Source organism: Pseudomonas sp. WS 5010 (genome assembly GCF_012985565.1).
Classification (GTDB): Bacteria; Pseudomonadota; Gammaproteobacteria; order Pseudomonadales; family Pseudomonadaceae; genus Aquipseudomonas.
In genome coordinates this window covers 619,450-635,620 of sequence record NZ_JAAQWQ010000006.1, presented here as the reverse complement: position 1 = coordinate 635,620, position 16,171 = coordinate 619,450, and the positions used below count along the sequence as shown (strand labels likewise).

The window sequence follows — 16,171 nt, the reverse complement described above, 5'->3', positions numbered from 1 at the left end:
AGTCCGATCATGACCCTTGTTTCCCGTTGCCTGCTGGCCCTGGGCTTTCTGCTGAGCAGTGCCTGTGCCCAGTCGCCCGCGCCTTTTACGCCACCTGCTGAACGACTCAAACCGGTCAACGAAGCGCCGTGGCCGAAAAACCATTTCCTGGGCATTGCCTACCACGATGTCAACGACCGTGACCCCGACCAGAGAGTGGTGGCGGTGCGCACCGAACGCCTGATCGAACAGTTGTCCTGGCTGCGCGAGAACGGCTACCAGGCGGTCAGCGTCGACCAGGTCCTCGCCGCCCGCGCCGGTGGGCCAGAGCTGCCGGCCAAAGCCGTCATGCTCAGCTTCGACGACGGCTATTCGAGCTTCTACACCCGTGTCATGCCGATCCTGCGTGCCTACCAGTGGCCGGCCGTGCTGGCGCCGGTGGGCAGTTGGGTCGACACGCCGTTGAACCAACCGGTGGATTTTGCCGGCGTGCCGCGTGACCGCGCGGAGTTTCTGACCTGGCAACAAGTGCGCGAAGTGGCGCAATCGGGCCTGGTGGAAATCGCTGCCCACACCGACGCCAACCACAAGGGCGTGCTGGCCAACCCCCAGGGCAACCTGCAACCGGCCGCCGCCACCCGGCGCTATGACCCGGTCACCGGCAGTTATGAATCCGAAGCGCAGTTCCAGGCGCGGATGCGCGCCGACGTCGCGGCGATTTCCAACAAGATCCGCGCCGTTACCGGCAAGGCCCCGCGTGTATGGGTATGGCCGTATGGGGCGGCGGATGGCACCTCCCTGGCGGTGGTGGGTGAGCAGGGCTACCAGATGGCCCTGACCCTGGAGGACGGCCTCGATAACCTCGGCAACTTGATGAGCAGCCCGCGCTTTCTGGTGGACAACGACCCGTACGGCGAGGACTTCGCCAACAGCATGGTCTCGGCGCAGGTCAAAGCGCCGATGCGCGTGCTGCATGTGGACCTCGATCATGTCTACGACCCGGACAAGGCGCAGGAAGCGCGCAACCTCGATGCGCTGGTCCAGCGTGTGCTGGACATGGGCGTCGACACCGTGTTCCTCCAGGCCTTCGCCGACCCCAAGGGTGATGGCCTGGCGCGTTCGCTGTACTTCCCCAACCGCCATCTGCCGATGCGTGCCGACCTGTTTAACCGTGTCAGTTGGCAGCTGCACACCCGTGGCGGCCTGGTCAAGGTCTACGCCTGGATGCCCGTGCTCAGCTTTGCCCTGGACCCCAAGCTGCCCCGCGTCAGCCGTTGGGACCCGGCCACCGGCAAAGTGGCCGTCGACCCGAAACAGTACCAGCGCCTGTCGCCATTCGATCCCCAGGTGCGCAAAGTCATCGGTGAGATCTACGAAGACCTGGCCCGTACCAGCGCCATCCACGGCGTGTTGTTCCACGACGACGCCGTGCTCTCGGACTTTGAAGACGCCAGCCCCCAAGCCCTGAAAACCTACGCCGCCAACGGCCTGCCGGGCAGCATCCAGGCGCTGCGCGCCGACCCTGAGGTGATGCAGCGCTGGACCCGTTTCAAGAGTCGCTACCTGATCGACTTCACCCATGAACTGACCGCCAAGGTCCGCACCCTGCGCGGCCCGGAAGTGCTCACCGCGCGCAATATCTTCGCCGAGCCGATGCTCAACCCGGCCAGCGAAGCCTGGTTTGCGCAGAACCTCGACGACTTCCTCAAGCACTACGACTGGACCGCGCCGATGGCGATGCCCTTGATGGAAGGCCAGTCGCTGAAAAACTCCAACGCCTGGCTGGAAAAGCTCGTGGCCACGGTCAAGGCCCGGCCCGGTGCGATGCAACGCACGGTCTTCGAGCTACAGGCCAAGGATTGGCGCACTCCAGCTGCCCCGGACATTTCCGGCGTGCAAATGGCGGAGTGGATGGGTGTGCTCAAGCGCCAGGGTGCCAGCAGTTTTGGCTACTACCCCGACAACTTCCTGGAGAATTCGCCGGATCTGAACACCGTGCGTCCGGCCCTTTCCAACAAATGGAATCCTTGACTCATGTTCGACAGAATCCTTGCTCTTCTCGTGTTGGCATTGGTGTTGGGGGTGCCCCTGGGCCTGATGTTCCTGGTCACCGGGCAGTTCCTGATGGAGTTCGTGTTTTTCTACCCGTTGTTCATGTCCGGGCTGTGGATCGCCGGTGGCGTGTATTTCTGGCTGCACTGGGAGCGCCACTGGCCGTGGTCTGATGACACCCCGGCGCCGGCGCTCAAGGGCGAGCCGCTGATCTCGATCCTGATCCCTTGCTACAACGAAGGCGACAACGCCGCCGAGACCATCGGCGCGGCGTTGGCCCAGCGTTATCGCAACCTGGAAGTGATTGCGATCAATGACGGCTCCAGCGACAACACCGCCGAAGTACTCGATGCCCTGGCGCTGCAAGAGCCGCGCCTGCGGGTGTTGCACCTGGCGCAAAACCAGGGCAAGGCCGTGGCCTTGCGCATGGGTGCCGTGGCGGCCCGCAGCGAATACCTGGTGTGCATCGACGGCGACGCCTTGCTCGACCGCAATGCCGCCGCCTATCTGGTGGCGCCGATGCTCGACAACCCACGGCTTGGCGCGGTCACCGGCAACCCGCGCATCCGCACGCGCTCGACCTTGATTGGTCGGGTACAGGTGGGCGAGTTCTCTTCGATCATTGGTCTGATCAAGCGCACCCAGCGGGTCTTCGGGCGGATTTTCACTGTGTCCGGCGTAGTGGTGGCGTTTCGGCGGGCGGCCCTGGACCGGGTCGACTACTGGAGCACCGACATGATCACCGAAGACATCGACGTGAGCTGGAAGCTGCAACTGGATCACTGGAGCATCTTCTACGAGCCGCGCGCGCTGTGCTGGATCCTCATGCCGGAAACCCTCGGCGGCCTGTGGAAGCAGCGCCTGCGCTGGGCCCAGGGTGGTGCCGAGGTGCTGTTCAAGAACATTCGCGGGATCTGGCAATGGCGCCACCGCTACCTGTGGCCGTTGTTGTTCGAATACTGCCTGTCCACCGGCTGGGCCTTCACCTTCCTGCTGTCGGTGATTTTCTGGGGCGTGGGCAAAGTGGTGCCGTTGCCTGAGGCGATTGCCGTCAGCTCGCTGATGCCACCGGCCTTCACCGGCTTGCTGCTGGCGGTGGTGTGCCTGGTGCAGTTCGCCGTGAGCATCATGATTGACCGGCGCTACGAGCGCGGCCTGTGGAAAACCCTGTTCTGGACCGTCTGGTACCCGCTGGTGTTCTGGCTGGTGAGCCTGTTCACCACCCTGGTCAGCTTTCCCAAAGTCCTGTTCCGCCAACATCAAAAACGCGCGCGCTGGGTCAGCCCGGATCGCGGCATCAAGGCACCTGCCAAGGAAGTGAAGCCATGAACCTGATCCGTACCCCACAGCGGCCTGTGATGCAGGCCATCGATATTTTCCTGACCCTGCTGGCCTGGGCCGGGCTGGTGATCCTGCTGGTGCGCGGGCTGGTGCCGATGCTCGACAGCCACGGCGGCCCACGCATCGACGCCCCGATCTTTGCTGCGCTGAACACCTTGCAGATCTACCTGTGGATTGCCCTGTTCAACGCGGTACTGCTGATCAGTTGGGCGCGCTACCAGCAGCGGCGCGGCAAGCGCTTCGCCCAGCGCCGGGCGGCGGGCAAGGCCTTGAGTGATCACGGCCTGAGCGAGAGCTTCCGGTTGGCGGCGGGGGAGCTTGAACAACTGCGCCGGCCGGGGGTGTTGGTGATTCATAACGACCAGGAGGGCGGGGTGCAGGCGGTGACGGCACAACGGCGGGAGCTGAAGCTGGTGGCGGAACGCGTTGGGTAGGAGCCGGCTTGCCGGCGATGGTCGTCAACGATGACGTTGGGTATCTGACACTCTGCGGCGGTCTCGCGGCCGTCATCGCTGGCAAGCCAGCTCCTACCAGGGAGGGATCTGCGGTACCTATCGTCAGAAATGGGATCCAATTCACAAAATAACCGCGAACTTTTCCGCTTATTTGGCTACTAAACCATCTCGGCACAACATTGATGGCTAACTAGTGGCAACTTTCAAGTTGCGCCGAAAGCTGTATCAAAACTGATACCGCTTGTCGGAATAAAAATTCCGAATACAAGCATTTAATTGTTGCTGATAGTTTTTATCGTTATTAATCAGCAACTTATTGGTGATTTAATTTTTAGCTTCAACTAGCCGGGAATTTAGGCTGTGTGGAAGTTCGATGTTAGTTTGCCGCCCCTTGTTATTCGATGGATCGAACATGCCTTCGTTATTGCCACGGATTCGGTATTCCCTGTGTATTGCCCTGTTCGCCCTCTGTGGGTCAAACAGCGCAGTGGCCGCGACTTCGCCTGGCGATCAGGACCTGATCCGCGAGCGGCAAAACCGCTTGCTTGAAGAGCAGCGCCGGCGCCTCGAAGAGCTCAAGGAATTGCCCGGCAAGGAAGTCAAACCCGCAACGCCCACCGCCCCGGTAGATACCCGTTGCTTCGCGATCAAGACCATTGAACTCAAAGGCGCCGACAGCCTGTCCGCCCCCGAGCGTGAGCGCTTGATCAAGCCTTACATCGACCAGTGCTTGGGCGTGGCCCAGCTCAATCAACTGCTCAAGGCCGTCACCGATCACTACATCGACAAGGGCATGGTCACCAGCCGTGCCTACTTGCCGCAGCAGGATTTGTCCAAAGGGCATCTGCAAGTGTTGGTGGTCGAAGGCAAGCTCGAAGGCTTGAATAGCGCCGCCGACAGCAAGATCTCGGCGCGCGAGTTGGCCATGGCCTTCCCCGGCAAAAACGGCGACCTGCTCAACCTGCGGGAAATCGAGCAGGCCATCGATCAGCTCAACCGCTTGCCATCCAACCAGGCACAAATGGAGCTGGCCCCCGGCGAAGCCGTTGGTGGCAGTTCGGTGCTGGTGAAAAACACTCCGCAAAAGCCCTGGCGCGCCAGCCTGTCGCGCAATAACGACGGGCAGAAAAGCACCGGCGAGCAGCAGTGGGGCGCCGGCCTTGAGTGGGACAGCCCCCTGGGCCTGGCGGACCAGTTGGTGTTGCGCGGCGGCCATGATGCGATCAGCGATCACCAGAAAACTTCGAAGAACGGCATGTTCTATTACAACGTGCCGTGGGGCTGGTGGAACTTCAGCTACACCTACAGCGAGAGCGATTACCGCGCGCTGGGCCAGGCCGACACGTTCAGCTTCAAGCAATCGGGTGACAGCCAGAACCACCAACTGCGCGCCGAGCGCGTGGTGCATCGTGATGACGTGAGCAAGACCTCGGTCAACGTCGGCCTGGCCCACTTGCGCACCAATAACTACGTGCTCGATACCCGCCTGGACAGCAGCACTCGCCTGAGCGAGATGCAAGTGGGCATCAACCACGGCCGGCGGGTCGGCAGTGCCTACGTCAACATGGACCTGGGCATGCAGAACGGTATCGGTCTGCTCGATGCCCAGTCCCAGGATGATCGCGACAGGTTCGGCAATCGCCAGCCCGATTCGCGCTACCGCAAATACACCGCCACCGTCAGCTACCTGCAGCCGTTCACGTTGTGGGGCGAGTCGTTCAGTTTCACCAGCCTTGCCACCGGCCAACGCAGTGAAGACATACTCTTCAGCCCGCAGCGCATGAGCCTCGGTGGCTCGTCCTCGGTGCGCGGCTTCAAGGACCAGCAACTCAACGGTGACAGTGGAGGCTACTGGCGCAACGACCTGCGCTGGGCGCGGCCGGTGCTGGTGGATTGGTTGCGCCCGGCCTTCGGCGAATACGGCGTGAGCCTGGGTTACGACCAGGGCGTGATCCGCAATGACCGCTACAACGACATCGTCCACGGCCGGGTTTCCAGCAACTCCGTGGAGCTGTTCGCCCGTGGCAAAAACGTCAGCACCAGCGTGACCTTTGCCCACTCTTTGGAACGTCCGGCAGTGATGAGCGAGCGCGAAGCGCCGATCTACTTCCGGATGGATTTCTACCTGTAATTCAACGCCTAGCCGCATCGAGAATTTGACATGGATGTCCGCCAGTTTGCCTTCCTTGCCCGCCTGCCTTCTTCAGCCATGAAGCGCCGTGATGCGTTCTGCGGCCTGCCCAAGCGCGGCCTGGTGCTGATCCTGGCCAACGCGCTGTTCTGGCAGCCGCTGCTGGCCCAGGCCGACGGCATTGTGGTCAGCGGTCCCGGCACGACGGTGGGCGCGGCGGGCAATGGCGTACCGGTGGTGAACATCGCCACGCCCAACGGCAGCGGCCTGTCCCACAACCAGTTCAAGGACTACAACGTCGGCCCCAATGGCGTGATCCTCAACAACGCCGGCGGCCCGTTGCAGTCCACCCAACTGGGCGGGATTATCGTCGGCAACCCCAACCTCAAGGGTGGCTCGGCGAATGTCATCCTCAACGAAGTCAACGGCGGCAGCGCCAGCCAGTTGCGCGGCTACACCGAAGTGGCGGGGCAGTCGGCCAAGGTCATCGTCGCCAACCCCTATGGCGTGACCTGCAACGGCTGCGGCTTTATCAACACCCCCAACGTCACCTTGACCACCGGCAAACCGATCCTCGATAACGGCCGCCTGGACCGCTACCAGGTCGATGGCGGCGCGGTGACCATCGACGGCCAGGGCTTGAACGCGAGCAATGTCGACCGCTTCGAAATCATCACTCGCACGGCCAAGATCAACGCGCAGATCAATGCGCGCAACCTGACCGTGATTGCCGGGCGCAACGACGTCAATGCACAGACCTTGAATGCCACCGCACGCGCCGACGATGGCAGCGCCAAGCCGGAGCTTGCGATTGACTCCTCGGCCCTGGGCGGCATGTACGCCGGCGCGATCAAGCTGGTGGGCACCGAGGCCGGTGTCGGGGTAAAACTGGACGGCACGTTGGCGGCCAGCGCCGGCGATATCCAGCTCGATGCCAATGGGCACCTGAGCATGGCGCAGGCGGCGGCCAGTGGCGCGATCGACGTCAAGGCGGCGAGCCTTGATGCCCAGGGCCCGGCCTACGCCGGCACCGCCCTGACGGTGAAAACCAGCGGCGACCTGAGCACCCAGAAAAGCCTCGCCGCCCGCGACACGGTGCGCCTGAGCAGCGGCGGCAAGTTGACCAACAACGGCGTTATCGAAGCCGGCGTGAATGCCGATAACACCCGCACCACCACCGGCGATGTCAGCCTCGATGCCCGCGATATTCGCAATAACGCCAGTGTGGTTGCCAGCCGCAGCGCTACCGTCAAGGCCAGCCAGACCCTGGATAACCAGGGCGGCGTCATCAGTGCCAGAAAGGCCCTGGACGTCACCGCCAGCACTGTGGATAACCGCAACAAAGGCCGCCTGCTGACCAGCGGCAGCACCCAGTTGACCGCTGCTGCGCTGCACAACAGCCAGGGCGAAATCATCAGCGATGGCGCGTTGCAGGCCAATGCCGCGCAGGTCAATAACCAGGGCGGCGTGGTGGTCAGCCACGACACCCTCAGCGTGACCGGCGACAGCCTGGATAACAGCAACAAAGGCGTGATCTCCAGCGCCGCAGCGCAAACCCTGACCCTCAGCGGCGCGCTCAACAACAGCCAGGGCGGCACCATCGACAGCGCCGGCGCCTTCACCTTGCGCGGCAACAGCCTGGACAACAGCGCCGGTAGCCTGACCGGCAACGGCGCGCTGACCCTCGACCTGCTGGCCGACCTGATCAACCGCAACGGCAAGCTCGCCAGCGCCGGCCCGCTGTCGATCGAGCGGGTGGCCGCCCTCGACAACCAGGGCGGCAAACTCACCAGCCAAACCCTGCTGACGGTATTGGCGGCCAGCGTGGACAACCGCAACAGCGGCACCCTGGCGGCAAACGCCGGGCTGACCCTGAACACCAGCGGCCTGCTGCAAAACGACAACGATGGCCTGATCCACAGTGAAAACGCCGGCCTCAACCTCACCGTTGGCAGCCTGAACAATGCCGGGGGCAAACTCTCGGCCAAGGCGGGCGATGCACTGATCAACGCCGATGTTTTCAACAACGGCAACGGCGGTGTGTTTGCCGGCCAGCGCGTGCGCCTCAGCGGCGGCAGCGTCGATAACGCCGGGCAGATCGCCGGCCAGCAAGTCGACCTCAGCCTGCTGGGCGCCCTCAACAACCGTGGCCTGATCGAAAGCGCCAGCACCCTGGACATCACCGCCGCCAGCCTGAGCAACCAGGGCGGGCAATTGCGTGCCCTGGGTACCAGCGGCAAAAGCCGCGTGGCGATTGGCGGTGTGCTGGATAACAGCGGCGGCAAGCTGGAAGCGGCCAATGCCGACTTGAGCCTGGCCGCCGGCACGTTCCAGAACCAGGGCGGCAGCGTGTTGCATGTGGGTACCGGGGTGTTTGATATCGCCGGGATCAACCTCGATAACGTCGGCGGCAGCCTGGTGACCCAGGGCGACCTGAGCCTGGACAAAACCCACTGGACCAACAGCAGCCTGATCCAGGCCGGCAATCTCACGGTCAATGTCGATAATCTTGAGCAAACCAGCAGCGGCCAACTGCTCGCGGCCAACCGCATCAAGGGCACGGGCCAGAACTGGTCCACCCAGGGCGTGATCGCCAGTAACGGCAGCCTTGAGCTGAACCTGGGCGGGACCCTCAACAACACCGGCCGCCTGACCGGCGCCACGGATTTCAGCCTGGCCAGTGCCGCGGTGAACAACCTCGGTACCCTGGGCAGCGGCCGCGCCATGACCCTGACCACTGGCAGCCTGCTCAACCAGAACGGCCTGCTGTTCAGCGGCGGTGATATGAGCCTGCGGGTCGAGCGCTTGAAAAACCTCGGCGCCGATATCTATGCCATGGGCAACCTGAGCATCGACCGCGACGGCAAGGGCGCGTTCGCCACCAGCATCATCAACAGCTCGTCGAGCATCCAGAGTGACGGCAACCTGAGCCTGGCCGCCGGCACCATCCAGAATATCCGCACGGTGCTGACCAGCGAATCGGGGATCTACAGCGCCTCGATCAGCCCGGTGCAGTGCATTGAAAACGTCAACGGCGGTGACTGCGAAGGCGGCAAGGAAAACCGTCCGTTCCTGATTGCCCAGCGGGAGCGCCTGAGGGTTACCGACGCCAGTGCGGCTTCCAGCATTACCTCCGGCGCCAACCTGCTGCTGGTCGGCGGTGATGTGCTCAACAGCAGCAGTAGCATCGCTGCAGCCGGCAGCTTGACGGCGCGGGTCAACCAGTTGACCAACCTCGGCCTGGAAACCCACGACACCCTGACCGAGCGCGTGTTTTCTTCCGAGCGCACCCGTGATCCGTCGGGCTACAACCAGACCGCCGCGCAATTTACCCAGCGCTATTCCATCGGTGGCGCGGCCTACAACCCCAACAACCTGGGCGGCCTGGAAGCGGCCATGGCGTTCTTTATCGGCGCTATGGAGCGCCAGTGGGGCGAGACCAAAACCACTCAATTGGCGGCTGCGGACCAGCGCTACGCAGCGGTGATCCAGGCTGGCGGCGCGGTGAACATCCAGGCCCAGGCCGGTATCGATAACAGCGTGGTGCGCGGCGGCTACACCTACGTGGGCAGCGGCGCGAAGACCGACACCAACGCTCCCGGCTTCTCCACCCAAGTGAAGCTCAACGGGCAATTGCCACCGGATGTCGCCCAGCAACAAGTCAACCCGCTGGGCCTGCCGGGCTTCAGCTTGCCCACTGGGCAGAACGGCCTGTTCCACTTCAGCGATGGCAGTGGCGTGCAGGGCCTGCCCAACAGCCAGTTTGCCGATAAGCCGCAAAAGTACCTGATCGAGACCAACGCGCAGCTGACCAATATGGCTGAGTTCATGAGCTCGGATTACATGCTGGCCAAGCTGGGCTACGACCCCGACGCCAGCCAGAAGCGCCTGGGCGACGGTTTCTACGAGCAGCGCCTGATCCAGCAAGCCGTGGTCGCCCGTACCGGCCAGCGCTTCATCGACGGCCAGACCAGCGACGCCGGGGTGTTCAAGTACCTGATGGACAATGCGGTCGGCGCCCGCCAGCAACTGAACCTGGCCGTAGGCGTGAGCCTCACCGCCGAACAGGTCGCGGCCCTGACCCACGATATCGTGTGGCTGGAAAACGCCACCGTCGCCGGCCAGCAAGTGCTGGTGCCCGTGTTGTACCTGGCCCAGGCCAGCAATCGCCTGGCCCCCAATGGCGCGCTGATTTCCGGCAGCGACCTGAACCTGATGACCGGCGCCAACCTCAATAACGTCGGCACGCTGCGCGCCACCAGCAACCTGGGCGCCAATGTGGGCGGCGACCTGAACAATAGCGGGCTGATGGAGACCGGCAACCGCCTCGACCTGCTGACCGGCAAGAACCTCAACAACCGTGCCGGCGGCATCATTGCCGGGCAGCAGGTCAACCTGGTGGCCGGTGCCGACCTGCTCAACGAGCGCAGCGTCACCACCCACCAGAGCGCCAGCGACTACCGCATCGAGCGCAGCGACTTTATCGACAACGCTGCGCGCATCGAGTCGGCCAGCACCCTGGCGATGCAGGCCGGGCGCGATATCAACAGTGTCGGCGGCGCGCTCAAGAGTGGCGGCGACACCACCGCCCAGGCGGTGCGCGACGTGAATATCGTCGCGGCGCAAACCCTGGACAACGGCGCCATTGGCAGCCGTTCGCGCCACGAGATCATCACCCAGCAAGGCTCGGTGGTTGAAGCCGGGCGGGACTTCCATGTGGTCGCCGGGCGGGATGTGAGCGCGGTGGGCAGCCAGATCGAAGCCAAGCGCGACCTGAGCGTGGGCGGCGTGCGCAATGTGAACCTGGCGGCGGCGGCCAACGAGCAGCATTCGGCGTACAACTCGAAAAAGGTCAAGAGCATCGAGGACCATGTGAGCCAGGTCTCCACCGTGCTCAAGGCCGGTGGCAACGTGACCTTGAATGCGGGCGAAGATTTGCTGTTGCTCGCCAGTAACGTCAGCGCCGGCAACGAAGCGTACCTGGTGGCCGGCAAGAACCTGGCCCTCAAGGCTGCCGAAGATCAGGACTACAGCTTCTACAGCAAGACCAAGAAAAGCTCCTCGGGGAAAAAATTCCGCCTCGATGAGACCGACACCGTCAACAACGTGGGCAGCAGCGTCAATTCCGGCGGCAACAGCACCCTGGTAGCCGGTGAGAACCTGCTGCTGGCGGGCAGCAGCGTTGCCGCCGACAAAGGCGCGGCAAAACTGGTGGCGGGCAAGGATGTGCAAATCGTCGCGGTCACCGACGCCGAAAGGGCCCGGCATGAGCGCAAGGAAAGCAAAAGCAGTTGGGGCGGGCTGAAGTCGAGCAAGGTCCAGGACAAGGTTGACGAGAAACGCACCATGGCCGTGGGCAGCATGGTTTCGGGCGAGACGGTCAGCGTGGTAGCGGGGCAGGATGCGACAGTGACCGGCTCGGCACTGGTCAGCACTGGTGACCTGGCCGTGCAGGCGGGGCGCGACCTGACGATTGATGCGGCGCAGAACACCTTCTCGCGCACCGATATGCACAAGGAAAAAAATCGCGACCTGACCGGCGTGTTGACCGGCAATAAGCTGGGCCTGGACGACATCACCGGCAATCAGCACCTGTCGATCAGCAGCAGCAAACACAACGGCACCGCCCAGGAAACCACCCTGACCGGCAGCACCATTGGCTCCAGCGAAGGCAACGTTGCGTTGATTGCCGGGCGTGAGTTGAATGTGGTCGCCAGTGACCTGGTGAGCACCAAGAATATGGACCTCAGTGGCGCCAACGTGACCATCACCGCCGGCGCTGAAACCGCGCGGCAAACCACGCAAGACAGCTCCAAGAGCCTGGCCGTGGGCCGGGTAATTGGCGGTGCGGTGATCGACACCGCGCGCAGTATCCACGATGCCACCGAAGCGGCGAAGAACGCCGATGACCCGCGCCTCAAGGCGGTGAAAATCGCCCAGGCCGCCCTGGCCGCCTACAACCTGGGTGGCCAGGCCTCGGACGCCAACGGCCAGAGCGCCGGCTTCAAGAACAAGCAGGGCGGCTCACCCAGCAACGGTTCGTTGATCAAGATCGGCACCGAACTGGCCAATACCCGCAGCAAGGCCAGCAGTGAGTACAACAGCCTGACGGCGCGCCAGAGCACCCTCAATGCCGGGCAGGATCTGTCGATTGTCGCCACCGGCGAAGCGCCCGGCACCCAGGGCAATATCGAGATCACCGGCAGCAGCCTGAAAGCCGCCAACACCTTGTTGCTGGCCAAGAACAACGTGTTGCTGCAAAGCGCCCAGGACACCGTCGATCGCAAGAACGATGGCTCGACCAACAAGACTGCAATTGGCGCCAGCTTCAACATCGGCGAGCAGAACGGCTTCACCCTCGACCTCGGCGCACAAGGCGCGAAGAACAAGGGCAATGGCAACTCGGTAACCCAGGTCAACACCACCCTGGACACCGGCTCGCTGCTGCTCAAAAGCGGGGGCGACACCACCCTCGCCGGCGCCCAGGTGCGCGCTGACCGCATCCAGGCCGACATCGGCGGCAACCTCAACATCCTCTCGCGCCAGGACAGCGAATCGTCGCGCAGCAAGCAGAGCAGCGCAGGCTTTGGCGCGAGTATCTGCATCCCACCGTTCTGCTACGGCTCCACTGTGGCCGGTTCGGCCAGTATTGCGGCGGCCAAGATGAACAGCGACTATCAGGCGGTGACCGACCAGACCGGCCTGTTTGCGGGCACCGGTGGCTACGACATCAATGTCGGCAAGACCACCACCCTGCAGGGCGGGGTGATTGCCAGCGAAGCGGCGGCAGTGAAGAACCGCTTGAGCACCGATCGCCTGATCGTCAGCGATATCAAGAACACCAGCGAGATCCAGAGCCAGTCGGCGGGGCTCTCCGCTTCGTTCAGCAGCAGCGGCGGCACCTCGCCGGGTGGCAGCATTCCGGTGGCGCTCAAGGAAGACGAGCGCAGCCACACCCGCAGTGCGGTCAGCGACGGCACGATTGAGGTCCGCAACCCTGAGGGCGCCAATGACCTGGTGGGGCTCAATCGCGACACTGCCAACGCCAACCAGAGGCTCGACCGTCCAGACGAAAAGGCCATGCGGGAGCGCATCGACCTGATCCAAAGCTCGGCGCAATTGGCCAGTGGGGTGATCAGTACGGTGGCCAAAGCCAAGGCCGATGAAGCGAAGAAGCTTGGGCAAGAGGCAAAAGACCAGGCCAGCGCGGGCTCGCCAACGGCGGGTGCCGCGGCCCAGGCGTACGAGGCGGCGAATGCCGAGGCGCTGCGCTGGCAGGTGGGTGGCGACAAGAAACTGATGGCCGATATTGCATCCGGGCTGATTGCGGCCGGGCTGGGCGGCGCTACCGGCGGCACGGCGGTAGGGATCGTGGCTAATACATCGGCCAGCGATATCTTCAATAAAATCGGCAGTTTTGCCGACGAGCAGAAAAACCGCAAAGACATCGACAGCGCGACCAAGGCTGCCTGGGCCGAAGGCGGCGCCGCGCGCGTTATGTTGCACGCATTGGCGGGAGCCGCGTTGGGGCTTTCCAGCGGCAATGTGCAGAGCGGCGCATTGGGTGCAGGGGCCTCGGCGGCGCTGATGCCCTCGATTCTGCAAGCGCTGGAAGACAGTGGCATGAAAGAGGCCGACCGTAAGGCCGTGGCTACGCTGATTGCCTCCGGCGTGGGTACGGCGGTCGGTTCCGGGCATGGCACCGGCGGCGCCATTGTTGCCGGTGGCACTGCGGCCAGCGTGGACCGGTACAACCGCCAGTTGCACCCGGACGAGATCAAGTTCGCCTCCGACAAGGAGCGCGTCGATCGCTATGCACAAGCGCAGGGCATCACCGAAGAGCAAGCACGCATAGAGCTGCTGCGAACGGCGGCGGCGATGGTCGATCGCGGCTGGAACACCGTGCTGGGTGTCGAGGATGGCAACACCACGACGGCGGCCAGTTTCCTGCGCAGCGAGCTTTCGCAGTCCAAAAGCGCCGACCTGTTCCAGGTCAGCCTGGCCGATTACAACAATGAGCGTTTGGGCCTGTCGCGCCTGATGAAAGACCGGAACTCGGTTGAGAACCTGGTCAAGTACATCGAACTGGTCGACCCCTACAAGTACCTGCACGATCCGAAAAACATGGCCGAAATTCTCAATGCCAAAGGCCAGGGCAGTGCCGAGGGTATTGCCAATGCCGTAGAGGATCTGGCCAGTTTCGGTTCCAAGACGGCGCTTTGGGCGATGAGTACCGTCAATTGCCCAAGCTGTGGCGGTCGGCAGTTTATCGCGGCGGTAGAGGCGGTGCAGAGCTTGCCCGAAGAGCTGAGGCTCAAGGGCTACCTGGACACCCTGCATATCATGCAGGGCTATGGCGCCGACGTGCTGCGCCAGAACGAGATGATCGCCACCTCTACCGGCGTGGGCCTCGGCCTGGGTGGTGCGGGTGTCGGTAGTGCTGGCGCGATGACCACCCGCCTGACCGGCGAGCTGGCCGGGGCTGTGGGCAAGCGCTTCACCGGTATCATCAACGAAGCGGCCGAGCAGGCATTGCTCAAGAGTGGCGGTAGATTCGGACCTGATGGCAAGCCGCTGATGGATCTGTCGGTGCTGACCCGTGAGCAGAAAAGTGTCATGGGCGATTTACTTGGAGGTCGCTCGGTGCAGCAAATTGTTCCTGACGGGCAGAAGCTGGCGCGAGTACCGGGGACCGGTGAAACGGGTATTGACGATCTGTACAAGGTCGATCGTCCGGATGTCGACTTCCTTGTCATTGAATACAAGTTTTTGAGTGATAACAGGAAGTCCGGTTCCTCGGCGCTGGGCAAGCCTACAGATGGCAAGCAAGGTTCCGCCTCGTGGATACTCGGAGGCGATCGCCTGGAGCGTTCGGTTGGCGCAGATCAGAGCCGGGATGTGCGGCTCGCGGTGGACGCGAACCGTACTGAAACGTGGGTGGTGAGAACCCGGCCAGATGGCGACACGGAAATTGAAGTGCTTGATGCGCGTGGCAAAGCCAAAAATGTTGATACGTCGAAAATTCTCCCGCCCAAGAAAAACTTCGATGAGGGTTATCCATGATTCGTGCACCCCTGGGGGATAAGCCGTATTGGGACGATCGCGAAGCCAAGGATCGGCAATGGGTTGAGCGCGTCAGTGAAATTCTCTCGCAACCTTCGGCCAACCCCCTGTACAGAGCGCAATTTACGTTCGACTTTGCCAAAGATAATGTGCGTGCGGCCATTCGGGTCTATTCGAGTGGTGGCAATGTTGCAGAGATGGCTACCTACCTCCCCGCCGCGATAGACGCATGGGAGCTTTCAAATCGAGAGTCCGACAGCCTGTGTGCTGAGAATAATCTCCAGACCTGCCGTGACTGGACTTTCGAGTTGGCGGACCTGAACCACTACATCTGGTGTTTCTGGTTGGTAAGCCTGGCGCTGGCGCTGGAAATTCCCGACGACCAGTGGCGTCGCCTCGTCGCCTTGATCGGCGAAGGTGGGCAGGACGTTCTGCTGGATCGAATCATTGCATCCCGCCAGCCAGGGCGTGTGATCGGTGAACAGCTACTGCACGCCAAACCTTATGCAAGGCTGCTCAAGGCCATCGATGCGCCCCAGGAACAGCAGGCCTCGCTGTTGCGGGCGTTCGTGGAACATTGGTACCCGGAGCTGAACCGACGCGGTAAACAGCAACCCTGGTGGTATGTCTATGGCGACCCGGTAAAACATCCCCTTGAAATGGGTAGCTACTTTGGCCGCTGGTGCTTTGAGGCGGTTGCCGCAGTCAAGGCATTCGGGCTGGATGACAGCGCTTGTCTGGGGCATGAGCATTACCCCGGCGACTTGCTCCATCCCAGTGAAGACGTTGTTCCCGCCCCAGCCCCTGCCCGCGTAGAAAAAACCGGCTGGCTGGCGCGGTTGTTTGGGCGCTCAGATGAATGAGCCGTCACTTGTACAAGTACCGGCATGGCATTGGCGTGGCTTTACTGCTGGCAGCGTTATTGAACGGTTTCTTGCGATTTGACGGCAGCTGGCAGCGTTTTTTCATCATGGTGTTGGTGCAGCTGTGGTTTGGCCAGGCGGTCTACAACTATGCGCGTGGCGCCCGGGTAGCCATCGCGCCGGGTGGCATGAGCAAGGATGCCGACCCAAAGTGGCGCGCGGCCTTGGCTGGCTTCGCCCTGTTTTTATATGGGGGCGTGTTCTTTTTGAGTTTTTGACTCTTGCAG

Annotated in this window: 7 protein-coding genes; all 7 read left to right on the top strand. The window is 62.8% G+C overall.

Features of this window, described 5'->3' with window-relative positions:
• Positions 1-9: 9 nt before the first annotated feature.
• The 7 genes from pgaB (at position 10) to HBO11_RS22985 (ending at position 16,162) form a co-directional block, all read left to right on the top strand.
• Positions 10-2,010 carry a poly-beta-1,6-N-acetyl-D-glucosamine N-deacetylase PgaB gene (gene pgaB, locus HBO11_RS23015; protein ID WP_170058202.1) on the top strand — a complete coding sequence of 667 codons (2,001 nt, stop codon included), beginning with the start codon at positions 10-12 and terminating at the stop codon, positions 2,008-2,010.
• Between the two features lie 3 nt (positions 2,011-2,013).
• Entirely contained in the window at positions 2,014-3,360 is a 1,347-nt protein-coding gene (gene pgaC / locus HBO11_RS23010; protein ID WP_169953979.1) for a poly-beta-1,6-N-acetyl-D-glucosamine synthase, read from the top strand.
• Positions 3,357-3,806: a poly-beta-1,6-N-acetyl-D-glucosamine biosynthesis protein PgaD gene (pgaD, locus tag HBO11_RS23005; protein ID WP_169953978.1), complete on the top strand. Its 450-nt coding sequence runs from the start codon at positions 3,357-3,359 to the stop codon at positions 3,804-3,806. The genes pgaC and pgaD overlap by 4 nt, the downstream gene beginning before the upstream one ends.
• Before the next feature lie 433 nt (positions 3,807-4,239).
• A complete protein-coding gene (locus tag HBO11_RS23000; RefSeq protein ID WP_169953977.1) occupies positions 4,240-5,958 on the top strand; it encodes a ShlB/FhaC/HecB family hemolysin secretion/activation protein in 1,719 nt (572 codons plus the stop codon).
• Positions 5,959-5,988: 30 nt separating this feature from the next.
• Positions 5,989-15,021 carry a hemagglutinin repeat-containing protein gene (locus HBO11_RS22995; RefSeq protein ID WP_169953976.1) on the top strand — a complete coding sequence of 3,011 codons (9,033 nt, stop codon included), beginning with the start codon at positions 5,989-5,991 and terminating at the stop codon, positions 15,019-15,021.
• Positions 15,018-15,884 carry a PoNi-like cognate immunity protein gene (locus tag HBO11_RS22990; RefSeq protein WP_169953975.1) on the top strand — a complete coding sequence of 289 codons (867 nt, stop codon included), beginning with the start codon at positions 15,018-15,020 and terminating at the stop codon, positions 15,882-15,884. Before HBO11_RS22995 ends, HBO11_RS22990 begins: the two co-directional genes overlap by 4 nt.
• Complete coding sequence (locus tag HBO11_RS22985; protein WP_169953974.1) at positions 15,881-16,162, top strand: hypothetical protein; 282 nt, start codon at positions 15,881-15,883, stop codon at positions 16,160-16,162. The genes HBO11_RS22990 and HBO11_RS22985 overlap by 4 nt, the downstream gene beginning before the upstream one ends.
• Positions 16,163-16,171 lie beyond the last annotated feature (9 nt).